Origin of the sequence: Methylothermaceae bacteria B42 (assembly GCA_001566965.1) — a bacterium.
Taxonomy (GTDB): domain Bacteria; phylum Pseudomonadota; class Gammaproteobacteria; order Methylococcales; family Methylothermaceae; genus Methylohalobius.
The window spans coordinates 24325-48513 of sequence record LSNW01000012.1; the positions used below are offsets into that span (position 1 = coordinate 24325).

General features: G+C 49.9%; 23 protein-coding genes and 1 pseudogene. 13 read left to right on the plus strand and 11 right to left on the minus strand.

Going from position 1 to position 24189, the window contains the following annotated elements; genetic code table 11:
- Nucleotides 1–84: 84 nt before the first annotated feature.
- From AXA67_00180 to AXA67_00195, 4 genes and pseudogenes are all read right to left on the minus strand, one after another.
- A pseudogene (locus AXA67_00180) lies at nt 85–1497 on the minus strand (murein transglycosylase).
- Nucleotides 1498–1575: 78 nt separating this feature from the next.
- Nucleotides 1576–2403 carry a shikimate dehydrogenase gene (aroE, locus tag AXA67_00185; GenBank protein ID KXJ41261.1) on the minus strand — a complete coding sequence of 276 codons (828 nt, stop codon included), beginning with the start codon at nt 2401–2403 and terminating at the stop codon, nt 1576–1578.
- Entirely contained in the window at nt 2390–2989 is a 600-nt protein-coding gene (locus tag AXA67_00190) for a hypothetical protein (GenBank protein ID KXJ41262.1), read from the minus strand. The genes aroE and AXA67_00190 overlap by 14 nt, the downstream gene beginning before the upstream one ends.
- A 1-nt stretch (nt 2990) precedes the next feature.
- Entirely contained in the window at nt 2991–4031 is a 1041-nt protein-coding gene (locus AXA67_00195; protein KXJ41263.1) for a delta-aminolevulinic acid dehydratase, read from the minus strand.
- A 95-nt stretch (nt 4032–4126) separates the two neighbouring features.
- Here AXA67_00195 and AXA67_00200 point away from each other — a divergent pair, with 95 nt between their 5' ends.
- Nucleotides 4127–4810 (plus strand): hypothetical protein, encoded by a 684-nt coding sequence (locus AXA67_00200; protein KXJ41264.1) that lies wholly within the window; start codon nt 4127–4129, stop codon nt 4808–4810.
- Here the strand turns inward: AXA67_00200 and AXA67_00205 are convergent.
- Nucleotides 4778–5695, minus strand: coding sequence for a coproporphyrinogen III oxidase (locus AXA67_00205; protein KXJ41265.1), 918 nt, complete (start codon nt 5693–5695; stop codon nt 4778–4780). The two genes, AXA67_00200 and AXA67_00205, sit on opposite strands and share 33 nt — an antisense overlap.
- Before the next feature lie 72 nt (nt 5696–5767).
- Between AXA67_00205 and AXA67_00210 the strand changes: the two genes are divergently transcribed.
- From AXA67_00210 to AXA67_00230, 5 genes are all read left to right on the plus strand, one after another.
- The gene (locus AXA67_00210; protein KXJ41266.1) at nt 5768–6502 is read left to right on the plus strand and encodes a tRNA (cmo5U34)-methyltransferase; all 735 of its coding nucleotides are present in this window, start codon (nt 5768–5770) and stop codon (nt 6500–6502) included.
- Between the two features lie 210 nt (nt 6503–6712).
- Nucleotides 6713–7288: a hypothetical protein gene (locus AXA67_00215; protein KXJ41267.1), complete on the plus strand. Its 576-nt coding sequence runs from the start codon at nt 6713–6715 to the stop codon at nt 7286–7288.
- A 22-nt stretch (nt 7289–7310) separates the two neighbouring features.
- Complete coding sequence (locus tag AXA67_00220) at nt 7311–8309, plus strand: tRNA 5-methoxyuridine(34) synthase CmoB (protein ID KXJ41268.1); 999 nt, start codon at nt 7311–7313, stop codon at nt 8307–8309.
- A complete protein-coding gene (locus AXA67_00225; GenBank protein ID KXJ41269.1) occupies nt 8306–8983 on the plus strand; it encodes a hypothetical protein in 678 nt (225 codons plus the stop codon). Before AXA67_00220 ends, AXA67_00225 begins: the two co-directional genes overlap by 4 nt.
- A 374-nt stretch (nt 8984–9357) precedes the next feature.
- The gene (locus tag AXA67_00230) at nt 9358–9996 is read left to right on the plus strand and encodes a hypothetical protein (GenBank protein ID KXJ41270.1); all 639 of its coding nucleotides are present in this window, start codon (nt 9358–9360) and stop codon (nt 9994–9996) included.
- 9 nt (nt 9997–10005) lie between these two features.
- Here AXA67_00230 and AXA67_00235 read toward each other — a convergent pair whose 3' ends face one another.
- Entirely contained in the window at nt 10006–10443 is a 438-nt protein-coding gene (locus AXA67_00235) for a hypothetical protein (protein ID KXJ41271.1), read from the minus strand.
- A gap of 328 nt (nt 10444–10771) precedes the next feature.
- Here AXA67_00235 and AXA67_00240 point away from each other — a divergent pair, with 328 nt between their 5' ends.
- Complete coding sequence (locus AXA67_00240) at nt 10772–11668, plus strand: hypothetical protein (protein KXJ41272.1); 897 nt, start codon at nt 10772–10774, stop codon at nt 11666–11668.
- 68 nt (nt 11669–11736) lie between these two features.
- On the opposite strand, the gene AXA67_00245 is transcribed toward AXA67_00240, so the two are convergent.
- On the minus strand, nt 11737–12990 hold the full coding sequence (locus AXA67_00245; GenBank protein ID KXJ41273.1) for a hypothetical protein: 1254 nt from the start codon (nt 12988–12990) through the stop codon (nt 11737–11739).
- A 280-nt stretch (nt 12991–13270) separates the two neighbouring features.
- Here AXA67_00245 and AXA67_00250 point away from each other — a divergent pair, with 280 nt between their 5' ends.
- The 5 genes from AXA67_00250 to AXA67_00270 all read left to right on the plus strand — a co-directional run bounded on the left by AXA67_00250 (nt 13271) and on the right by AXA67_00270 (nt 18449).
- Nucleotides 13271–14872, plus strand: coding sequence for a hypothetical protein (locus AXA67_00250; GenBank protein KXJ41274.1), 1602 nt, complete (start codon nt 13271–13273; stop codon nt 14870–14872).
- A gap of 298 nt (nt 14873–15170) precedes the next feature.
- Nucleotides 15171–15995 carry a hypothetical protein gene (locus AXA67_00255; protein KXJ41275.1) on the plus strand — a complete coding sequence of 275 codons (825 nt, stop codon included), beginning with the start codon at nt 15171–15173 and terminating at the stop codon, nt 15993–15995.
- 47 nt (nt 15996–16042) lie between these two features.
- Nucleotides 16043–16840, plus strand: coding sequence for a hypothetical protein (locus AXA67_00260; GenBank protein ID KXJ41350.1), 798 nt, complete (start codon nt 16043–16045; stop codon nt 16838–16840).
- On the plus strand, nt 16837–17640 hold the full coding sequence (locus AXA67_00265) for a hypothetical protein (protein KXJ41276.1): 804 nt from the start codon (nt 16837–16839) through the stop codon (nt 17638–17640). Before AXA67_00260 ends, AXA67_00265 begins: the two co-directional genes overlap by 4 nt.
- Nucleotides 17616–18449, plus strand: a complete 834-nt coding sequence (locus AXA67_00270) for a hypothetical protein (GenBank protein KXJ41277.1) — start codon at nt 17616–17618, stop codon at nt 18447–18449. Before AXA67_00265 ends, AXA67_00270 begins: the two co-directional genes overlap by 25 nt.
- Here AXA67_00270 and AXA67_00275 read toward each other — a convergent pair.
- From AXA67_00275 to AXA67_00285, 3 genes are read right to left on the minus strand one after another with little or no spacing between them, the layout of a single operon-like run.
- Entirely contained in the window at nt 18446–19588 is a 1143-nt protein-coding gene (locus tag AXA67_00275; GenBank protein KXJ41278.1) for a hypothetical protein, read from the minus strand. The genes AXA67_00270 and AXA67_00275 overlap by 4 nt on opposite strands.
- Nucleotides 19589–19602: 14 nt before the next feature.
- On the minus strand, nt 19603–20892 hold the full coding sequence (locus tag AXA67_00280) for a phosphoribosylamine--glycine ligase (GenBank protein KXJ41279.1): 1290 nt from the start codon (nt 20890–20892) through the stop codon (nt 19603–19605).
- Nucleotides 20893–20910: 18 nt separating this feature from the next.
- A complete protein-coding gene (locus tag AXA67_00285) occupies nt 20911–21330 on the minus strand; it encodes a hypothetical protein (protein ID KXJ41280.1) in 420 nt (139 codons plus the stop codon).
- Nucleotides 21331–21794: 464 nt separating this feature from the next.
- On the opposite strand from AXA67_00285, the gene AXA67_00290 reads away from it, so the two are divergent.
- Nucleotides 21795–23603: a hypothetical protein gene (locus AXA67_00290; GenBank protein ID KXJ41281.1), complete on the plus strand. Its 1809-nt coding sequence runs from the start codon at nt 21795–21797 to the stop codon at nt 23601–23603.
- Between the two features lie 39 nt (nt 23604–23642).
- Here AXA67_00290 and AXA67_00295 read toward each other — a convergent pair whose 3' ends face one another.
- Nucleotides 23643–24134: a hypothetical protein gene (locus AXA67_00295; GenBank protein KXJ41282.1), complete on the minus strand. Its 492-nt coding sequence runs from the start codon at nt 24132–24134 to the stop codon at nt 23643–23645.
- Between the last annotated feature and the right edge of the window lie 55 nt (nt 24135–24189).

The window sequence follows — 24189 nt, forward strand, 5'->3', positions numbered from 1 at the left end:
TGATCCTGACAATCAAATAGGCGCGGGCGTTTGCGTCGGTATAGGAGAAGATTCCTTTTCTTTTTCAGGCGGGGATAATTTTGTCTCCAAAGAGCGGGTTTTGGGCTTGCTCGTCAGCCAGATCAACAAATCATAAAAATTGCGGATATTCTCCACATAGCGCACCGGTTCCCAACCCCGGGCATAGCCATGCTTGGTGCGCTGATACCATTTTTTCTTGGCTAACAGGGGTAGATGTTTTTTTACGTCCATCCACTTATCGGGATTGCCTCCCAGGGATTGGGTCAGCACCCGCCCATCTTCCAGGTGACCAAAGCCGATATTGTATGCGGCCAACGTAAACCAGGTACGATCTGGCTCGGGGATTCTGGCGGGAATTTTCTTTTTCAACGCCACCAGATACCGGGTGCCGCCCAAGATGCTTTCGCGCGGATCCAGTCGGTCAGCCACATGAATTTGCTTGGCGGTTTTGCGGGTGAGCATCATCAATCCGCGCACCCCGGTGGGAGACAGTGCCTTCACATTCCAGTGGGATTCCTGATAGGAAATCGCGGCCAGTAAGCGCCAATCCATGTCAAATTTTTGAGCGGCTTCCTTAAAATAGGCAAGATAGCGGGGCAGGCGCTCTTTGAAATGTTTTCGGAAAGTGCAGACATCCGCATATTCCATGCGCTCCACGTGGCCATAATAGCGCTCCAGCAGTTGATCCAGAATTTTGTTTTGTTTTAGTTCTTCCAGAAACACAACCGCAGCCTGATGAAGCGTTCCGTCATGCCGCTTGGAAAATGCCCAGGCCAACGCTCTCTCCGCACTGAGATCAAAGGCGGGCCTCAATCTGGGATAGAACCGTCTGAGGGCGGCAAGCTGGTTGGAGTCGGCGACAGTGTAATCAATCAATCCTTCATTGAGCAAATCCATCAACGCTTCGGAGCTGTGGCTTTGATTGGCTATCCAGGAAAGCTGCGGAAACTTTTTCCGCCAACGTTGCAAGGTGTCCACATGGCTGGATCCCGCCACCACTTCCAAAATGCCATTTTGCAAATCGGCAACGGAACGGGGACGACGCTGACTGTCCCGGTAGACCAATTGCTCGGTGACTTTTTGATAAGGGGAGGAGAATCGCAAGTATTGGCTGCGAACTTCGGTAATTGTCAATCCTGCGGCAGCCATATCGGCTTCCCCCGCCAGTATTTTTGCCAGTAATTCAGGAAAGCGCTCGGGAACAATGAAAACCGGCTTGACCCCCAGCCACTCAGCAAACCGGCTTACCAATTCGTATTCAAAACCTGCGAATTCTTCTCCCATCTCAAAATAGGTGGTCACGCCGTAACGGGTTAATACCCGAAGTTTTCCTGATGCTTTCACCTGCTCTACATGGGAAAGCCTGGCATGTTCTCGCAATAGCGTTGACAGCGATATGAAAAGCGCGATAAAAAAAATGATTTCGCCGACAATGAGAAAGGGACGAAAAAGAAAATTGAGAGAGACGTTGGTCACGTTCAAAAGCCTGGTCCCGCAGGCAAAACCACAGCGATTAGTGAAGATAGCAAAACAATGTGAGCATCGGTTTTGATATCATTTCCGCTCGCGCAAACGGGCAATGACAGGGGCTGTTGATGGGCGCACACCCCGCCACAGCCAAAAGGCTTCCGCCGCTTGCTCCACCAACATACCCAAACCATCCACGGCAGTTTCCGCCCCTTGAACCCGCCCCCATTCGAGGAATGGAACCGCTTTTTCACCATACATAAGGTCATAACAAACCCCACCCGGGGCAATCAATCCGTTGGGCAATGGCGGTATCTGGCCATGCAATCCCGCGGCAGTGGCGTTCAAAATCAAATCAAACTGCTGATCCTTAAGCTTCGCAAAACCGCAAGCTTGAATCTTTCCTAACGATGAGAATTGCTCCGCCAAAGCCACGGCCCGCTCTTCCGTGCGATTGGCAATGACCACAAGTTCTGGCTGTTGTTCCAATAAAGGCCCCAAAATTCCCCGCGCGGCGCCTCCGGCCCCAATCACTAAAATACGTTTATTGGACAGAGACACACCCATATTTTCCGTTAGATCCCGCAGCAAACCGACGCCATCGGTATTATCCCCAAACAGGATAGAATCCTTGCGGAAGACCAAGGTATTGACCGCATGACTCATTTGCGCGCGGGGACTCAACGCATCGGCCAGGCGAAAAGCCAGCTCCTTGAGCGGGACAGTGCAGTTCAACCCCAACCCGCCTCCAGCCCGGAAAGCGCCCACAGCGGTTTCGAAACATTCGGGAGGTACGTCCTGACTGGTGTAGCGGATACCTTCTCCGGTTTGCTCCGCAAACCAGGTATGAATTAATGGGGAAAGGCTGTGGGCAATGGGATGGCCGAAAACCGCGTAATGATCAGGCTTTTTCATGGTGTTTTTCGGCTTCAAGCATCTGTCTTTCCCGTTTTCCCCAATAGATAGTGAACAGGATCAGCGCTACCGCCAGTAGAATAACCAAAGGGAGAAATTGCTCCAGATAAGCGGTTAACATGGCCGTTGTCCCCAAAAATACACCAGCGAGGCTAAACCGCCATCCGATGCGGATACCATCCAAAAAGGTGGCCAATGCCAAAATCAATAAAATCACCAAGGCAGCGGCCTTGCCATCCAGAAACCGTAAATGGAGTAGAAAAAAGACCCCGACCACGGTAAAAAATACGCCGCCCCAATGCAAAAGCTGAAGCATGAATAATTCGCCCAGGGACTGCCCCCGCACGTGTCCATGCAGGGAAGCCTGGGCCCAACCGGCTATCATGGAGCCCAGCCCGAAGATGGGTATCATTAGTAGCCAATAGAGATAGGCATCTTGCGGGGAAAAATCCCCCACGACTGCTCCACCGATAGAAAACAACAGCAACAGGATTAGAACCGCCTCATCCAGCCATACGATTATCCCCGGCGGCGGCGCTTTTTCCTCAACTGCATGATTATTGTTGTTGGCGTCGTTATCGTGCATGTTATTCCCAAATGTTGTTGGCCAATGGATCATCCTGCAGCCACCCGGCAACAGTCTTGGCATAATACGTTAAAATTGCGTCCGCGCCAGCGCGCTTGAAAGCCAATAGTGATTCCATCACGACTTTCTTTTCTTCCAGCCAGCCGTTTTCCGACGCAGCCTTGAGCATGGCATATTCACCGCTGACTTGATAAGCCAAAACAGGCACGCCAAACCGCTCCTTGACCCTGTAAATCACATCCAGGTAGGGCAAGCCCGGCTTGACCATGACCATATCAGCGCCTTCTTCCAAGTCTAAAGCAACTTCCCTGAGCGCTTCGTTACTATTGGCTGGATCCATTTGATAATTGAATTTATTGCCTTTTCCCAAATTGGCTGAAGACCCTACCGCATCCCGAAAAGGACCGTAAAAATGGGAGGCATATTTTGCCGCATACGCCAAAATCCTTGTGTGCACAAAGTGCTGCGCTTCCAATGCTGTGCGAATCGCGCCCACGCGGCCATCCATCATGTCCGAAGGGGCAACGATATCAGCGCCGGCCTCGGCATGGGATAATGCCTGTTTCACCAAAACCGCGACGGTTTCGTCATTTAAAACATACCCGCTTTCATCAATCAAGCCGTCTTGCCCGTGGGAAGTGAACGGGTCAAGCGCCACATCGGTGATGATACCTAACTCTGGCACCTGAGATTTCAACAGGCGCACGGTGTTTTGCAGTAACCCTTGCGGGTTGTAGGCCTCTTTGGCGTCCTCGGTTTTTTTCTCGGGAGAGATCACGGGAAACAGCGCCATCGCCGGAACCCCCAAATTCACCAGACCCACGGCCTCTTCCAGCAACAGGTCTTGGCTAAGCCGGTTAACGCCTGGCATGGAAGGCACAGGTTCGCGCACCTGTTGTCCTTCGCAAACAAAAACCGGATAAATCAAGTCATTGACCGTGACGACATGTTCACGCATCAAACGGCGGCTGAAGTTGTCCCGGCGCATGCGCCGCATCCGCAATTGCGGATAAAATGGGCTAGGATAAGAAGGTAAAGTCATATTGGCAAGGTCTGATTTATACTGGTTTATTGTGGCTATTAAAGGTTATGATAAACAAAAATGGATTCTTCGGGAGACTTCAGGAGCTTTAATTGATGATTAATTTTACAAAACGCCTTTTGGCGAACAATGGATGGGTTTTATTTCTGGCAGGGATGCTTTTGTGGGCAGTGTCCGTGGAGGCCGCTTCACTGGCGCCACCTCAAAAATTAATTCAGGAAACCTCCGATAAAATCCAGGAAGAGCTGCGCAAAATCAATTACAAGGTAGATTTTGCCAAGGCGGTGGAGATTGTTGAAAAACATATCGAACCCCACGTGGATTTTGACCGTTTTGCCGCACTCGTCCTAGGTAAACACTGGCGCAAAGCGACGCCTGAGCAAAAAGAACGCTTCAAAAAAGAATTCAAAACCATGCTCATCCGCACTTATGCAACGGCTTACGGCGAATATGCCGAATGGGACATTCGCTTCAAGCCTTTGAAAAATTGGGCGCCCGATAAAAAGAAAGTGATCGTCCGCACCGAATTCGTTCAACCGGGCAGCCAGCCAGTGCCCGTGGATTTCCGGATGATCCGCAAAAACGGCGAGTGGAAAGTCTATGATGTCATCATCAGCGGCGTGGACTTGGTAAAAAATTACCGCACCAGTTTTGGCGAGGAAATCGCAAAAACCGGCTCCCTGGATGCCTTGATAGATCGCCTGGCGGAGCGCAACCGCCAGGCTTTCAAAAACGGGGCCAAGGCCTCAGCGCTCCCCCAACCAGTCCCGCGGGCGTAAATAATCGTATAGTTTCGCTTCTTCCGTGCCTGGTTCTGGCCGCCAATTGTAGCGCCACTTGGCAACCGGAGGCAGGGACATGAGGATCGATTCAGTCCTTCCGCCCGACTGCAGCCCAAAGATGGTCCCCCGGTCGTAAATCAAATTAAATTCTACATAGCGGCCGCGCCGCAGTGCTTGAAACGCCCGCTCCCTTTCCCCAAAAGCATGATTCTTGCGTTTTTCGACAATGGGAAGATAGGCAGGGATATAATGATCGCCAACGCAGCGCATGAATTCGAAACAACGTTCAAATCCCCACTCATTGAGATCATCAAAAAACAAGCCGCCCACGCCGCGGGTTTCTCCACGATGCTTGAGAAAGAAATACTCATCACACCATTGCTTATACTTGGAATAGACTGCCTCGCCAAAAGGCTGGCAAGCCTCCAAAGCCGTTTGGTGCCAATGGATCACATCCTCGTGAAAGGGATAATAAGGCGTCAGATCAAAGCCGCCACCAAACCACCAAACCGGATCTTCCCCTGGCTTTTCCGCGAGAAAAAAACGCACATTGGCATGGGAAGTCGGCACATATGGATTGCGGGGGTGAATGACCAGGGAAACACCGACTGCCTGAAAACCCCGCCCAGCCAACTCGGGACGATGGGCGGTCGCCGCCGCCGGCAATCCTTCCCCGATGACATGGGAAAAATTGACGCCGCCTTTTTCAAAGGTCGCGCCATTTTCAATGACCCGGGTGCGTCCACCACCCTTGCCCTGCTCATACTGCCAGGTTTCTTCCTGAAATGTTGTTTCAGGCTCTGCGCTCTCCAAAGATTGGCAAATGCTGTCTTGCAGTTCCAACAAATAATCCTTAACCCTTTGCAAATCCACGCTACTCATGACGTCCCCCTGTAGGTTGATGATGGCTCCAATCTTCCAAATAATATCACAACTTATGTGGTTATAGCCGTCGTGAGCAAACACCGAAAAGACAGACTTTTTGCCCAGCCCTTGGGCAATATTCCCAAGTTTCAGTTCGACCACCTGGTAGCCGCGGTATTCGAGGATATGATAGATCGCTCAGTACCCGGTTATCGCACCATTGTTGATGCCATCGGCTTGATTGCCCGTAAGGTGATGCCGCCTGACAGCCTCTGTTATGACCTGGGTTGCTCTTTGGGTGCCGCCAGTTTGGCGGTTGCCCTGGCCCAAAAAGCACAAGGCTGTAAGGTAATTGCCGTGGACAATGCCTGGCCAATGTTGACCGGTTTTCAGAAAAAGCTCCAAAACCAAGGGGCTTCCTTGCCCATCCAGCTCATTTGCGCCGATATCCGCGATATCGAAATCCAAAATGCCTCGTTGGTTATCTTGAATTTCACTCTGCAATTCATTCCGCTAGCAGACCGGATGGTGCTCTTACAAAAAATTTACCAGGGGCTTCTGCCTGGCGGGGCTTTAATCCTGTCGGAGAAAATTTCGCTGCCGGAACCGAGACAACAGCTGTTATTTGACGAGCTGCATTACACCTTCAAAAAAGCGCATGGCTATAGCGACCTGGAAATCAGCCAAAAACGCAGCGCCTTGGAAAAAGTCCTGATTCCGGAAAACCTGCCAGTCCACATAGACCGTTTAACCGAGGCGGGATACAGTAGCGCTGAAGTCTGGTTCCAATACTTCAATTTCATGTCACTGATTGCATTGAAGTAGTGACTTTTAGAGTGTATTCCAATTGGTAATGTTAGAAAGGGACATGGACCGGCTTTTGGAATGTTGGCAGCCTGGATGGCTGCCATCAAGGATGCGTTAACGGCGTTTCCCAAAAGCCGATCCATGTCCCCATTGAGATAAAATTTAAGGGTTCGACAGTCGCCTTGGAACGGGTTACATTGAATTTTTTTTTATGAACATGAGATCTCCATGAATGACACATTAACCGAGCTTTACCGAAAAATGACCGCCTTGCAGGAGGAAATTGTCAAGGAGTTGGAGGCCAAACAGCGCCAGTTCGCTTATCGGCTGGATCGAACCCGGGTGATTTTCGAACAGGGTGCCATCGAGGCTCAAAAAGCGCACCTGCAAAGCTTATTTCGCTACATTGTTGGCGCCCACCCCAAGCATTTTTTGACGGCGCCGTTGATTTATTCCTGCATTGTGCCCGCCGTGTTATTGGATGCCTGGGTGAGTCTTTATCATGCGGTATGTTTCCCGGTTTGGGGCATTCCCAAAGTCAAACGCAGTGATTACATCGTCATCGACCGGCACTACCTGCCTTATCTCAATGCGTTGGAAAAACTCAATTGCGTTTATTGCGGTTATTTCAATGGCCTTATTGCCTATGTTCAAGAGGTAGCGGCGCGCACGGAACAATACTGGTGTCCCATTAAACACGCTAAGAAGCTCAAAACCTTTCATAGCCGCTATCCTATTTTCCTGGACTATGGTGATGCTGAAGCTTATCGAAAACAGCTTCCGGTCTTGCGACATCATTTTTGAGAAGTAATCCAGCCTTTGAACTATGACGGATCCACTGGCGCATGATTTTTTGACGCCCTATCAATCCCTTATCCACCAAGACTTCCCCGCCCTCAAAAAATGGCGGCAAGCACTGCCGGAGCAAATAAAACAAGCGCTCAACCCCAATCGGCATAGGGAGCTCCCGATATGGTGGGCATTGGTGCAGAACCTGCCCCCCGTTGAACCTTCGCAGGTAGCGTTTGACTGTCCGGTCGTCAAAATCGGTCAGCAAGGGGATTTAGATGAAACTGTCAGGGACAATCTTGAGCAACAACTACACAAGCTTCATCCCTGGCGCAAAGGTCCCTTTGAGATATTTGGCATTTTTGTTGATACCGAGTGGCGCTCGGATTTCAAATGGGCGCGGTTGGAATCAGCCATTCAACCTTTGCACGACCGGCGAGTGCTGGATGTGGGAGCGGGCAATGGCTATCATTGCTGGCGGATGTTGGGGGCGGGTGCAAAACACGTCATAGGCATTGACCCGGGGCCCCGTTATGTCACCCAATTTCTCGCTTTGAAAAAACTGGCGGGCGATTGGCCCGTAGATCTGCTGCCTTTGACTTTGGAAGACCTGCCGCCAAATCTGCAGGCTTTTGACAGCGTCTTTTCCATGGGGGTGCTGTATCATCGCCGTTCGCCTTTTGACCACCTCTACCGGCTCAAGGATTGCCTGCGCCAGGGCGGAGAATTGATTCTGGAAACATTGGTAATTGAAGGTGCTGAGGGTTCAGTACTGGTACCGGAAAATCGCTATGCGAAAATGCGTAATGTTTGGTTTATTCCAAGCGTGCCTACCCTGGCCACATGGCTCAAGCGGGTGGGATTTCATCACATCCGCTGTATTGATGTGAATAAAACCACAACCGATGAACAACGATCCACCGATTGGATGCGCTTCCAATCACTGCCGGATTTCCTCGATCCCGAGCACCCCAATTTAACCGTGGAAGGCTACCCCGCGCCAAGGCGGGCAATTTTTTTGGCGGAAAAACCATGAATATGATGGAACGAAAGCTTACCGTAAGACCAGACACCGACATCACTTCCATTTGGGCCATTCCGGAAAATTATGACAATCGCTGCGCCGTGCTGCTTGCCCACGGCGCAGGCAGTGACATGCATCACCCGTTCATCGGTTTCGTCCATGAAAATTTGGCCAAATGTGGGAACCTGACGGTCAAATTCAACTTTCCCTATAAGGAAAAAGGGCGTAAGGCACCCGATCGCATGCCTTTATTACTGGATACCTGGAAGACCGTCATTGATGCTGTACGGTCAGACCCTATCTTATCTCCCCGGCATTTGTTACTTGCAGGGAAAAGCATGGGCGGAAGGGCTGCTTCGCTTTTAGTGGCCGAAGGTGAGTCCTGCGATGGCCTGATTTTTCTCGGCTACCCATTGCATCCCCCAGGCAAACCCGACAAACTCCGGGCCGACCACCTCCAACGAATCTCTCGGCCGATGCTATTCATCCAGGGCACCCGCGACCGGCTTTGCGATCTGAGCCTTTTGCGTCAAGTGATTGGAAAGCTATCTGTGGAAGTCACTTTGCACGAAATCGAAGGGGGCGATCATTCTTTCAAGGTGTTGAAGCGTCTGGGCCGTAGCGAGCAAGAAGTCTGGGAGGAGATAGCTGCCACTTGCTGTGCCTGGATAAAAAGGCGGCTTTGAATTAGACCGGCAGGGCCCTGTCATTTATTCAAGCCGGGGCGGATGGTCTGCTTCGAAAAACGCCGTGAATACTTTCTTGCTGCGCAATCCTGCTGTGCAAGAAAGCCCTGCCCAAACATCCCTGTTCGGGCGCTCGCCGGCTGCGAAAGTCCACTGGACTTTCGGTCCGGCTCGCCCCTGTAGGCTCCACGCCGGCTTCCCTGCCGGCGAGGCTTTCGAATCAGACCATCCGCCCCTTCAATCAATCCTTTACGTGTTTATTTAAATGACGTAGTCGGCGACTCAAACCCAAAAACAAGAGAAAATGCAAAGTGAATGTTACACTTGAACTCCCACTCAAATTACACAGATTTTCAATAATGCGACGAATTTCTTTGGTTTTATCCCTATTTGCCATTGCCTTGCTTATCACAGCGTGTATTGAGCAAGATCTGCGCTTTCAGATCCGGTTTCGTCACGTTGAGGGACTTCAAGTTGGAGACCAGGTGTTGTTGGCGGGACGGCATGTTGGTGAGGTGGAAGATATCGATCAGGTGGAAGATGGAACCTTTTGGGTAGCGGTTCGAATTGGCAAGCAATACCGGTCTCAGGTAACCGATCAATGTGAATTCACGCTCAGACCCGACCCAAAAAATCCCAGCAAACGGGTGGTTTGGATTGAGCCCGGCAACGGTGGCAAGCCAATTGAAGATGGCGCCTTGGTGGAGGGGAGCGAGCCGGTTTCGTTGTTCGGGCCTTTATTCAAAGGTTTTGGGGAAGGCTTGAAGCTGTTGGAGTGGCAGCTAAAAGGGTTGACAGGGGAGCTGGAAAAACTGCCCGAATCCCCCCAGTTCAAGCAGTTTCAACAGCAACTCGAAGAACTTGCCAGGCAGCTGCAAGAAGCTGAGGAAAAAATGCAGAAGGACGTCATCCCCAAGCTGCAACAAGAAATGGAACGACTACAAAAAGAGCTGAAAAAATCCCTGCCGAAACAGGAACCAAAAGCGCCTTCAAAAAAGGCGATCGATCTTTGATGAAATTAATCAGGGTTGAAAAATAAATAATGCTTCTATGGTGATCCATCCCAGCAGCACCGTGGCGAAAATCAAGTGCATCAATATGCGCATGGGAATGCCCGGCGGCGCTTCTTCGGTATAAGGAACAAAATACTCAGTCACCCCCAGCAATTTCTCGCAGGCCAGAATCCGGCGACATTTGACTTCATAAAACAGGCGGGTGCGATGATCGAGAATCCAAAATAAAATCGTCATTAAAATTCCGAAAATTGCCACATAAATATGATAAGGGTGAAGGTCGGTAATGGAAAAAGTAGCCGCACCTATGATGGCGGTAATCGCAACGAATAGGGCGAAGCGCTTGTAGCGTAGTTCGATGTGCTCACGAGCATTGATGCACGCTTGCCGATACAGCTCCAATAGGACCTCAACGTCAATCGGTTCTAATTGTGGCTGACTACTCATGCAGATTCTCCTTTTTGTTTGCTAAATTTCAATTCCAACCCTATTTTTTTCTGTCACCTTGAAAACGTAATAGAAATATGGAATGTATTTGTGAAGGAAGGCTGCTGTCTGGACATAGCCTCCAGCGGGGATTCAAGCAGTGATCTTTCCATGAAATTGTACCGCTTTTTTATGAAGCATTGAAAGCGCTACCCTCACCATAGTCACCATAGATGAACCTTCGTGTCATACAATGAACCAGTGCCTCCCACGCAAGCGTTATCCACTAAAACCCAGGCGGCTCTATAACCTATTGGTTTTATGTCTGCTGTTATTCTGGATTTTACGAATGACTTATTATCAGCACTGGTCTTGGATAAATCAGCATTGGCCAATATCCTTGACCATGACGTTGGGCTCTTTCATTGCCGGTGCCACGCCACAAGGCGGTGCCGCGATCGCTTTCCCGGTGTTTACCAAAATTCTCCATATCACAGCAGAGAATTCGCGCAACTTTGGCTTTATGATCCAATCGGTTGGCATGACTATGGCGTCGGTGTACATTTGGTCCAAAGGCATCGTTTTCTTGCCGCGGGTTGTTTTTTGGGCAGTATTGGGTGGTATTCTTGGAGTCACTTTGGGTACTTTTTGGATTGTCTTGCCCAATCCCTATCCACGGGTTTTATTTAGTTTGGCAGCGGCTACTTTTGGCGTTACGTTATTGTTATCCCGCAAAAATTTACCTGTAGACCCCCCCCCAGGTCACTTGCCTGAAGCGAGTGCGAAGGCAGTTTTTCTCGCGGGCGTCATGGGCGGAATATTCGCCGCCCAAACCGGCTCCGGCGTGGATTTAGCGGAATTTATCGTATTGACCCTGGCCTTTGGCATCAACGAAAAAATCGCCACGCCGACTTCCGTGGTGATTATGGGGTTGGTGTCGCTTTATGGTTTTTCGTTGCATGCCCTGACAGGAAACATTCCCGCGCCAGTGTGGCAATGGTGGTGGGTTGCTTTTCCGGTGGTGATCTTCGGCGCCCCTTTCGGAGCATGGTTTGCTTCTTGGGTGCGGCGGGAATGGCTCGTTGCGCTGATTCTTGCCCTGATTTTTTTAGAAACGGTTTCTACTTTTTACCTTATTCCTTTTCCTCCTGATGTATTGAAAGCTTCTATTGCCGCTGTATTTGTTACCTCCGCAGCATTGGCGCTTCTATTAAATCATCGCCTAAGAACTGTCTCGGCCAAATGAACTGGGACAAAAGCTTTCCCCTGTAAAAAGGCGCCTTAAAATTTCAAGGCGCCTTATGTGGCCAGAACTTATTGCAGTGCTAAAGATCCACTCACACTCGTGTTGATGGAATAAAGGCCAAAATCCAATGCGCCATCCTCGGTATTAAAGGCGGTTTGACGGCTTCTGGCGGCATTAAAAGTGGCCGGACCAAACTGCTTGTCCAGCCGGGAAAGCAGCGCTCCCGGTATGGACGCTTGCCCGTCATCCACAAATCGGCAACGAATGGTTTTGACGACGACATCTCCACCGATATTGCCAATATCAAAACTGCTGGTGCTGACGGTTACATCTAAAGACCCCTGACTATTCTGTCCATTCCATTGCAACGCCAAATCACTACTGGCAGGATGAAGAAATACGCCCGATGAAAAGTTCGGAGAAGTCAAAACGAGAGGCGCGGGCGCGCGTAATGTGGTCGAGAAGGGGCCAATTTGGCTTCCGCCTTCACCCGCAAACGTATATTTGCCCTGCCCCTCATAAAAACCTCCAGGTAGATCCGCTTGATAAATAAAAAACCCGGCTGCTTTTAAATTATCATTCACGGGCACATCCACTGTATTCCCCCCTTCGGAACTTAGAGTGAGCTTTTCTCCCGCATCCAGAAAAACCGGCGATGTTCCTGGCAATGGATTGAGGGGATCAAATTTGCTTTTGGTTTCAGTATATTGGCATTGATCAATAGGCACACTACTAGCAGCCATGTTTTTTATAATCTGATCAATTTTATCTGGATCCAGCTGCCCGCCAAAATTGAACTCAATAAAGCTGCCAGAGGCATTCTGGGAAATCGTTTGCCCCACCTTGGAATCGTTCATTGTCAAAAAGCCAAACCGGCTGCCAGCAGAATCAGGCACCATGACATTTATCCACTGGCTGGCAAATGAAATAATTTCCAGCGTGCCGGGCTTGGTTACGGCAGCGGCAGCTCGCCATGGCCCCGCACTCAAATGGGGGAATTGTTGCAGGTTGAAGAAAACATGAGGCTCATATTTAAAGCCAGCAGGCACCCTGAACGAAGGCAACCATGGTTTTAGCTGCGTATTCCAATCGGGATATTCATAGATTTTGCCATCTGGCCCAATCAAGCCCAAATGAACATCGACGACAACCTCTCGTTGTGCATCACCTTCCCCTGCTATGGAAACATTAAGTTGCTCATCACTGCTTAAAATATAATAATTTTTATCAGCAAAAATACCGATGGATGGCTGTGCCCAAGTAATCGCGGAATAGCCCGCAATAGAACACACTAAGAACAAAAATCTCAATTGCTTTTTCATCCTTGCCCTCCTAAATGTCTGGTTAAAAGCCATTACCTTACGCTTGTAAGGAAAATCATACAGCAAGAATTTTCATACGGTAACCCTTTCAGAAAATGTTGCCCCACAACTCTTTACGAGGATTCCATGCAGATCATGGTTGCAAGCCGAACGGCAAAGCACCGCTGTTTCCTAATTATTTCCCTATAGAAAATACCGCCGCAGTTTGCTAATTGAAGACAAGCCGTTTGAAAGTGGTAAAATTCTTCTTCTAACTATTTGGCAAGTAGGAAAAGGCACGATGCAAGGCGGATCTAACACTTCCAGTTTTTCAAACTCTTCTACAACAATTCAAGTTCCCGAGGGACTCAAAGGGATAGTGGCTGAAAAGGAAGGTAACTATGATGCCGTATCGACTTCTATTGAATGCGGCACGGTTGAAGATATCAGAGTTGAAGTCCCTGATGACATCTTCAATGATTTGGGCCAACAGGTGCTCAATTCAAGGTCAGCCAGCATTCAGGAAAAAATAGCCCAAGGTATTCCCAAGCTGCCTGCCAAAGCCATCCATATCAATGAAAAAAATGGAGAAGTGGTTCTTACGATTACTTCCGACGATAAAAAGCCCGTCGATATTACCTTGGCAATTCCAAAACAATTGGTGGAAATTCATCGCGGCCTGGGTGGAGGCGCCTTCAACACCACGGTTGATAGCGCTATCATCAATCTGGCGCTGTATCGTGCCCTGGGATTGCCCGAAGAGCAAGTAGTCAGGTCCTATTTGTACTTGACCCTGTCAGAAGATCAAATCCAGACTGTGCACAAGCAAGCCGAGCCTTTTCCTAACCTGGAAATTTTGTGGGTGGAGGGCAGTCCCCGGCGTTCGGTTTTCATTAAGAATAAAGAAACCGGGGAGGAAATCTATTTCAGCACGCCTTATGGAGAGGTCAATCAAAAGCGCTCCATCCCCACTATCCAAACCCCACGTTTCTTGCTCCTTCATAACCAGCCTGACGAACGGATTTTTTGGGATGTCGCCGTCCGCGTCAGAAACGATCTAGTGGATCATTCCATCGTCTGGAGCGTGGGTTCCAATCAAATTCGCGATGGCATTGATCGCTACGCTTCTCCCATTGGCGTTTGTGAAACCATGACCTTGAATCTTGGGGAAGCCTTGGCATGGATTCGCAAATCCAATTCCACCTACATTCGAAACGATGACGTGCTACTGCAATTTCTGGAAACCTATGACGACGGTAATAAAAAAACCCGTTTCGGATTGGGTGGCAGCAGTTTTGTGCGGATTTTCGGGATCTTCAAAACCGAATTGGATGAGCCGGAAAAAAGCCTGGTATTACCGGAAAACCCGATCAAACGCCGCATCGTCGCCCAACGCCTGGCGGATATCCTGCACAAGTTTGGCGTGAGCGAAAGCGTCTTCATTACCGATGGCTCCAACCCCACCATCGCCAGCTTCAAATATGAAGACAAAAAGGAACAGATAAAGAAAAAAGTACAATATTATATTCCGATTATTGATCAGGAGCGGGGCGAAAAAATCGATCAGTTGCTTCAAGAGTCCGGCTGTGACCTGCATCACAAAGACGCCACCGGCTGTGGCGATTCCTATACGGCCACCGTCTTGGCGCTCAAGCAAATCACAGGAAATAGGGTCCATCCCACCACTATTTCCATTGTCGCCAATCACATCGCCCGGCTGGTCTATGCCATGCCCCATTCCAACCTCATGGAAATTGAAGGGACCTGCCCTGGGATTACGGAAAAAGTCTTACGCATGGCTTTGAACGATTTGGATGAAATCAATGCTCAGTGCAAAAAAAATAACCGCTTGGAAACCTTGGAATCAGAAGCACACTCATTGATTTTCCAAGCCTTGAAATAAGTTTTTTCCCGTTCTCAAAAAAGGGTGCTTTGAATCTCAAAGTACCCTTTATTTTTCCAGTCCATTGCGTAAGGTCACGCCGCCCATAGCGACAAAATAGTACCTGAATTTTGCAAACAATCCGCCACTGGACTGTCTGTCAAAATCTTATTCCGCGCTGCGTTCACCGGCTTTGTGTTCAACGTAACGCTGCTACGCCTAAGCGAAAACCGACTTGCCTAAGGCTTTGATAGACACGCTCAGTGCTCGAATCTTTTGCAAAATTTAGGTTGTAAATAAATGTCAGGGTAAAAGATCGATGAACAAACTATTTTTTCTCGCTGTCCTTTTGATTGGAATGGTTTTTCCGGCTGCGGGAAAAGAATCCATTCGTATCGTCGGTTCCAGCACGCTACTTCCTTTAATTTCGGAGGCCGCCAGACGCTATCGTCAAACCCACCCTGATCTGGAAATTCTCATTTCGGGAGGCGGATCAGGCGTTGGCATTGCCGCCATTCTCCAGAACAGTGCGGACTTGGGGATGACCTCCCGCCTACCTACTGCCACAGAGCAAGTACAATTAAAAACCAGGGCAAAATTAATACCCATCGCTTACGATGGCGTCGCGGTAGCGGTTTCCAAAGCGATAGTAAGCCACGGCGTCAAAGCATTGAGCTTGGCCCAAATCGCCGCCATCTACCGGGGGCAACTCCGCAACTGGAAAAAAGTAGGCGGGCCAGATGCTCAAATCTTGGTCATTGATAAAGAATCCGGGCGTGGTACTCGCCATGTTTTTGCTCAGGCAGTTTTGGGAAATCCCCATGCCAGAGCTCCGGGCGCTGCCATCGTTACTGGCTCCAACAATGAAGAACAAGCCATTATCGCCCGCAGTGATCAAGCCATTGGCATGCTTTCTCACGCTTGGCTGAATGACAAAGTGCGTCCCTTGGGGGTGATGATTAATGGACAAGCCATCATGCCTACCACTGAGAATATTCGCAATGGTCGTTATCCCATTCACCGTAAACTTAGTCTGATTGTGCCCAACCATCATTCCCCGGCGGTGGGTAATTTTATCGCCTTTCTTTTATCGAAATCCGGGCAAGATGTCGTTGAACAGGTGGGTTATATCCCCATAAGATAACGGGACTCATGCGATTTTGGCTTGGATTATCGTTAATGCTTTTTGGCCTGGTGGCAATAGCCATTCCCAGCTTTTTACTTTGGACCAGCCTTCCCTTTTGGCGCTTTGCAGGCATAACCGCATTGTGGCAAAGCGATTGGTTTCCCTATGAGCACCATTTTGGCTTGCTGCCTGCAATTTTAGGTACTTTTTGGGCTGCGGTCACCGCTTTGGTGATAGCTGTACCCAGTGGCATAGCCGCTGCCATTGTTAGCGTGGAAATATTCCCTCGGCAATTACACCAATTGATTCGAGTCGGATTGGAAATGTTAGCCGCTATTCCTTCCGTGGTATACGGGTTGCTGGGGCTTTGGGTATTACTACCCGCATTGGCCGACTGGTTCGGCCTTTTGACAGGACATAGCCTGTTGGCAGCGGGGCTGATATTATCCCTGATGGTCTTACCCACGATCACGGCATTGAGCGAGGAAGCGCTAAACGCCATCCCCAGCGAACAACGGGAAACCGCTTTGGCGATAGGGCTGAATTGGCCGCAACTTTTATTTCGTATCTTATTGCCTCAGGCTTGGCCCGGCATCCGTTCCAGCATACTATTGGCGTTGGGCCGGGCGTTGGGAGAAACCATGGCGGTGATGTTGGTGGTGGGCTCTTTGGACCGCCTACCCCAGCCCTGGTGGAATCTGCTTCAACCTGCTCAAACATTGACTTCCCGTATCGGCCGGGAGATTGGCGAAGCTGCTTTTGGTTCTTTGCATTTTTCCGCACTGATGGGTTGCGCAACCATTTTAGGACTGACTGGCGCTGGTATTGCCTTTTTTCTTCAAAAAAGAGGCCATTCAATATGAAAGGCCGGTTATTCAAATGCTTTATCCTAATCATGGCGCTTCCTGCCTTTGTCTTACCCATTCTCGTCCTTGGATACATTTTGTATCAAGGGGTACCTAGCTTGATGGAAATCATCGGCGCTTCTAATGGGAGGCTACTAACTGGCCAAATGTTAGGCTCCCTGCTGCTCATGGTCGGTGCTTGCCTGATAGCCAGTCCGGTGGCGCTTGGACTGGCAATTTTTCTCCATAGCAAACCCCAAGATTCCCCCTGGTTGAGTAAAATTTCCGGGCTTCTTTATCTCTTGCAAGGCATCCCTCCTATCGTTTATGGATTGTGTGGATTGGCGGCTTTGGTGCATCTACTGCAGTGGGGTGTTTCTCTGTTGGCGGGTATGGTGATTTTGTCTGTCGTAATTCTGCCGATGCTGACTTTGAACTGCCATCACGCCTTGAACCGTATTCCTGCGGAATATACTGAGGCTGGACGCTCGCTGGGTCTCGGCCAGAAAGATATATTGATCCGGGTCTGGATTCCAGTTGCCTGGCCGGGATTGGTCACAGCCATTCTGTTATCTTTGGCACGGACGCTTTCAGAAACCGCCCCCATTTTGTTCACGGCCACGGTCTTTGCCGGCGTTATCTGGCCCGGCTCCTGGTTTTCTCCTGTGACCACGCTGCAGACCCAAATATTTTACCTGGCCCAAGAAGGGCTCAATGACCAGGCTATCCATAGCGCCTGGGCGGCTGCCATGATATTAGTAGCGTTAATCTCCCTGTTTTCTTTGGCGGCACTATGGCTAAGACACCGCTACTCTTAAATGACAACTCCCCTTCCCAGCATGCCACCGGGGTTCCCAGTCCTAAACCGGAATATCTAAAAATTGATCATTTGAATCTTTCGCTGAGTGGCCACCCGATTTTGAAACAAATCAGCTTTAGCGTTCCCGCACCTGGAATGACTTATGTCATTGGCCCTTCAGGCGCCGGTAAAAGTTCGCTGCTGCGCTGTCTTAATCTTCTCCACGAAACTTGGACAGGCACAATTCAAGTCAATGGTATTTCCATTCGGGACTGGCCCAAGGGGGCGGATAATCTGCGCCGTCATATTGGGCTCATTGGGCAAAAACCCGTGGTTTTCCCAGGTTCCATCCAAAAAAATCTGTTATTTGGTCTGTCGCGCCGGGAAAAACGCCAGCTTTCGAGAAATCGAATCCAAGAGAAACTGGAACAAGTGGCTCTCTGGCCCGAAGTAAGGGATCGTCTCGAGGCTCCTGCAAGAGAACTTTCTCTGGGCCAACAGCAACGCCTATGCATCGCCCGTGCGCTAATACTGGAGCCCGCGCTAATAATGCTGGATGAACCCACTTCCTCCTTGGATTCCCATTCGCGCCAAATAGTGGAGAAAACCTTGTTAATGCTGGCGGAGAAAATGGCGGTCCTCTGCGTTACTCATGACTTGGACCAAGCCAAACGTTTAGCAGATCAAGTGATTTTTCTGTGTGAGGGAAGGTTAATAGAAAAAGGCCGGGCTGAAAGCTTTTTCCAACAGCCGCAACAAATAGAAACCCGTGAGTTTCTTCAATGGGAAGTTTGTGATTGTGATAACAATCTTTCGCCAAACGGCTAATGGGGCTGAGAAGATAAGTCAGCGGGGGATAGGTCCAACAGTTTGATCAAATCGTGTTCGCTAATGATCCCCACTATCTTCTGATCATGGTCAACGACGGGAATGTGGTGAATGCCATGCTTAGCCAGTAATGGAATAATATCGGCCACGGGTTTGTCCTGCTCAATGGTTATTGCAGGCCGGGACATGATATGGCCGGCTACCTCCGGCTTATTGGTTTCAAGGCCTGGCGTTGCGGTCAAAAAGCGCTTGATGCGCTCGTTCCAGGTTTTGCCTTGCATCTTTAACACTTGTTTCAAGAAATCCCGAGTTGTCACCATGCCGATGACAAAATTTTTCCTATCCACCACGGGCACGCCACGTATTCTATGGCGTATCATCCACTCCCATACTTGCTCTACGGGGGTATCGTAGTCCGCGGTGATGACATTAGGGGTCATGATGTCCGCGCAGGTTGCCTGGCCCATAAGCTGTTGCTGCGATTGCTTTGCCAACGAGTAAATCTGTTCCAGTTCTTCCACGGAAATATCAATGAAGGTACCCATTTTTTGCAAGGCCGATTCCAGCCCTTGCCTGCGCACATCGCTCTTACTCCCAGGTATTGGTTGCGTTCTTTTCCTCAAAGATGCGGGGTATCTGCGCCGGGGGAGTATATTATTGAGGATAAGCGCCATGGCAAACATCACTGCCACATTCAATGCCAGGGGGGTGAAGAGAAACCCGTAACCCAACTGGTGTACTGCCGGACCTCCCCATACTGCGGTAAGTGCTGTCGCGCCACCGGGCGGATGCAGGCACTGGCAGAAGTACATGACAGAAATGGACAGCCCCACCGCCAAGGCCCCAGCAATGAGCGGGTCATGTAGTTGCTGAGCACAGGTAACGCCAATGAAAGCGGAAATGAAATGGCCTCCAATCAATGGCCAGGGTTGGGAAAGCGGCCCTTGAGGCACGGCGAACAGCAGAACCGCAGTCGCCCCCATGGAAGCGACTACCAAAGGCAACCCCTCTTTGCCGAGAAAATAATTGCTGATCCACAATACCGTGCCCATGGCAGCAAGTGACGCCATCCCGGAAAGCAGCTTTTCGGCAATGGATATATTATCGGACTGGAACGCTTTGACTAACTGCCCCAGCATCTTGATTCAAGAAGCTATTTTCCAGATTCCCGGGCTAGCGCCCGCCAACCGATATCTCTGCGATAGACCATTCCTGGCCAATGGATTTTTTCCACTTGAGCGTAGGCCTTGCGCTGCGCTTCGGCGATTGTTTCCCCCAAGGCAGTCACACACAAAACCCTGCCACCAGCAGTAACAATACAGCCATTTTCCAATGCAGTCCCCGCATGAAATACTTTGATATCAGGGGTCTCTTCCTTGGGCAATCCCTCAATCACATCTCCTTTCCGGTATTGTGAAGGATAACCCTGAGCCGCCAACACCACGCCCAATGCAAACCGGGAATCCCACTGCGCATTGATGGTATTGAGTCTGCCCTCACCGGCACTAAAGCACAAAGCCGCAAAATTGCTTTGCAGCCGCATCATTATCGGTTGGGTTTCTGGGTCCCCCATCCGACAATTAAATTCCAGTACCTTGGGCTGGCCATCGGGGGAAATCATCAGTCCCGCATAAAGAAAGCCGGTATAAGGAATGCCTTGCTCGGCCATGCCTTCAATAGTGGGACGAATGACTTGCGCCATAATCCGGTCGTGAATATCTGGGGTGATAACAGGGGCAGGAGAGTAGGCACCCATACCCCCAGTATTGGGCCCCCTATCGCCTTCTTCCAGAGGCTTGTGATCCTGGGAAGTGGCCAGAGGCAGGATATTCTCCCCATCGGCCATCACCATGAAGCTGGCTTCCTCTCCTTGAAGGAACTCCTCAATCACCACTCTCTGTCCGGCTTCCCCGAAGGCGCCTTCCGTCAGCATGCTTTGCACTGCCGCTACGGCCTGCGCTTTGGAGTGGGCGATAATTACCCCCTTGCCCGCCGCCAAGCCATCCGCCTTGATAACAATGGGATAGGATTGATTTTGCAAATAGTCAATGGCGGCGGCTGGATCCGTGAAGGTTTCGTATGTGGCGGTGGGAATCCCGAAGCGGCGCATGAAATCCTTGCAATAGGCCTTGGATCCTTCCAGCTTTGCGGCCGCCCGGGTGGGGCCGAAACAAGGCAGTTGGCTTTCCTGGAATCTATCCACGATGCCGGCAACCAACGGGGCTTCTGGCCCAACCACGGTCAAAGAGATTCTTTCACTTTTTGCAAAACTGCAAAGGCGTTCAATCTCATGAGCGGCAATGGGAACGTTGGCAACCTTGGGTTCCAACGCGGTACCCGCATTGCCTGGGGCGACAAATACTTGATCCACCTCCTCAGACTGCGCCATTTTCCAGGCCATGGCGTGCTCACGCCCGCCACCACCAACAATCAATACCTTCATGCAAACTTCCTCATAAAATCAATACCGGTTTTCAGTTTTATCCCCTTCACAGACTTCTCGAATATAGTCTTTGATTAATTTACCGCCTTGCCAGATTTTCTCATGCACCTTGTGACAACGGGTGCGGGCATCATAACCCATCGGCCTGGCCTCCACCCTTTGCCAGCCATCGTTGCTTTCATAAGCAACCGGTTGCCTGGAAAAAGCCGCTTCCCGGGCGGCGCGGGCGGCGATTTCCGTGGTAATCGCACCCATGGCAGAGCCAATAGTGCCTCCCAGTACCGCGCCACGCCAGCGGTTATGCTTGTCAATCAGGGCGCCGGCGGCAGCCCCTAAAAGCGCGCCTGCAGAACCCCCCTGATAACTCTGGGTAGTTGTGCAACCTGTCGCAGACAGTAGTAATACAATCGCCAACGATAGTGTCAAGCTTTTGTTCATCATCGCTATTCCTCAGTGATAGATAGGTACAAGTAAATTGCTTTTGCAGACAATTGCGTTCATCGGCATGAAATAAAACGGCTATTTCAAACCTACCGATTACTTTCAGCACACCTAATTTAAGCTTTTTTAGCTTAAAGGACACACTAACATTTTTCGGCCTGAATGTCGGCTTAATGCGACACGCGTTTTCCCAATAATATCAAAGTACTGCGGGAATCCCCGCTTTATGTGTCGTGAAGCCGCGACGCCAATTCTTCAAAAAGGGACTACTCGTTTACGGTATGACGTTGTTTTAACTTGTTCCAAAGGTTTTGGCATCAAACTTGAAGACTATTTCACAGTTTATTTTGTTCATTCGAATTAGACTTGAACTGTCTCTTTTCAAAATACATTCCCACAGGGACAAGTAAACGTATGGAAACTATTATCACTCAACTTTGTGCAAGAGGGATCAAATACTTATGAAATCAAAAATCCATTTTCCCAGGACAGTAACTAAAGCCGGGTACAGCCCCATCTGGCTGCTTTTAGTTTTTGTCTTTCTTACCAGCGCTTCAAGGGCGGAAATCCCAACCAACGACCTATTCATCGAAGCGGAAGCTACGGCAGAGATGTTGGGCACGGTCGACCCTACCATCGTTCTTAGGCAAAGAGGGGTTAGTCTTGTTCAAGATGCCCTGAGCCCCCAGTCAGAACTGGTGTTCATTAATTTATTTGAAAATGTTTTCCTCACCGCCGAACTGGATCATGTAGAAACTTCCAGCGGAGGCACCTGGGCCTGGATTGGTAAGGTGCAAGGTGAAAGCGACAGCGAAGTGACTTTTGTTGTCAATAATGGCAACGTGTCCGGGACCATTACCCTGCCAGATCTCTGTTATCATATTCGCCCACTCCAATCAGGGCTCCATGTGATTCGGGAAATTGACGTTGCTGCGTTGCAAGACACGCTGGATTCAGCATCGCCCACTGGTAGTTCTGAACCCCAACTCGTAGAAAACGCCCAATTTGAGGGTCAGCCGGTTTTTCTGCAAACTTTCCAGCTCAATTCCCAACCTTTCTTGCCCGAAGAACAAGAAGTCTTTACGTTGCTGAATCAAGAGCGGGCCGTACAAGGTTTGCACTTGCTCGCCGCCGATACCGCTTTGATTGCTGCGGCAAGGGCCCACTCCCAGGATATGTCGCAAAACAATTATTTCAGTCATACCAATTTGCAGGGCAAATCCGCCGGACAACGGATGCTTGAAGCAGGCTATTCCTTGAATGCCTGGGGGGAAAATATAGCCGCTGGTTTCACTACGCCAGCTTCGGTCATGAATGCTTGGATGAACAGCCCGGGACACCGCGCCAATATTTTAGGCGCCTCGTTTTGTGACGTGGGTGTCGGTTATGAAAGCCAAGGTGGCTACTGGACACAGGATTTTGGCCGTAAACAAGGGGTATTCTCTTGTCCTGATCCACAAACCCCAACCAATCCTCCTGCGGATCCAGTCGATCCCAATCCGCCATCCGATCCAGTTACCCCGACGCCTGAACCCACACCTGACCCAGGCAATGACCTGTCCAATGGGCAAACAAAAGCATTCTCATTGGCCCAAAACCAAACCTTGGAGTATGTCATTCAAGTCCCGGCGAATGCGTTGAATTTGAAGGTAACAATAAGCGGTTCTGGAGATGCGGATCTTTATGTGAAACGCAGTCCCATTCAATGGCCGAACGATTTTGGTCCTCACAACCTGGCGGAGTTCAAAGCGCCGTTTAATTTTGGCTCTAATGAATCTGTTGTGTTTGCCGCCCCTGCGGAAGGTACCTGGCATGTACTCATTCACGGATACAATGCTTCCCAAGGCAACATTGTGGCAACGTGGGATATTCCCACGGATAGTGGGCAAGGCGGGAACGACACACCACCATCCACTCCTAATCCGCCCACTCCCAATCCACCCAGTTCCAATCAGTTAACCAATGGCGCACAGGTTAATGTGAATTTGAGCCAGAATCAGATAAAGGAATTCAGTCTCAACCTGCCGGCAAACGCGCAAAATCTGGTGGTTACCATTACCGGCTCCGGTGATGCGGATCTGTATGTTAAACGCAGCGCTATTAATTGGCCGCAGGATTTTGGCCCGCACAATAGCCCTGAATTTAAATCCTTGTGGGCAATTGGATCGAATGAAACCCTTATCTTCCAGTCGCCTGCATCAGGAACGTGGCATATCCTGCTTCACGGTTACACTGATGCTAACGTCACGCTAAAGGCCACCTGGCAGTAAGCCAACGCTATTATCACTTATTTCCCCAAGCCCGATTTATTACGGGCTTGGGGAAACTTCCATTGCACGCTGCGCTTTCTGCGGCGCCTTAAAGCGGTAAAAGAGCAGCCCTGAAACCGCTATAACCGGCAATAGCACATGGGTAAATTGCCAGTACCAGTTGGGCACCTGGGTGACAAACCCGCGTAAAACCGGCTTTTCCTGGGTAAATTCATTGGGCAAGAAACAAAGCGTGTAGGTATAGAAACGGCTGTCCAGCGCATAGCATTTCGCTCTTTCCCTAACGTACGCCTTGGAGAAATCCGGCTCGATAGTAAAGTCATCATAAACGGTTCTGAGTACATGCAAGCCTGCTTGTTTGCGCAACTGAGCATCTTCAATGTTTTGTTCAAAAGCGAAGCTGCGGTTGACCCCGGTCTCTTTGATGACGTAAGCATAGTCGTCAAAAAAGTGTTGCTCTTTAGCAAAGGAGGGATTGACACAGATGGCCAATAAAAAACCGGATATAAATAATAGCTTTTGGATTGTCATGGCATAACCTCTAAAAGCCCCTGGCCGGTTTCCTAAAAGCCCGAGGGATGATTAT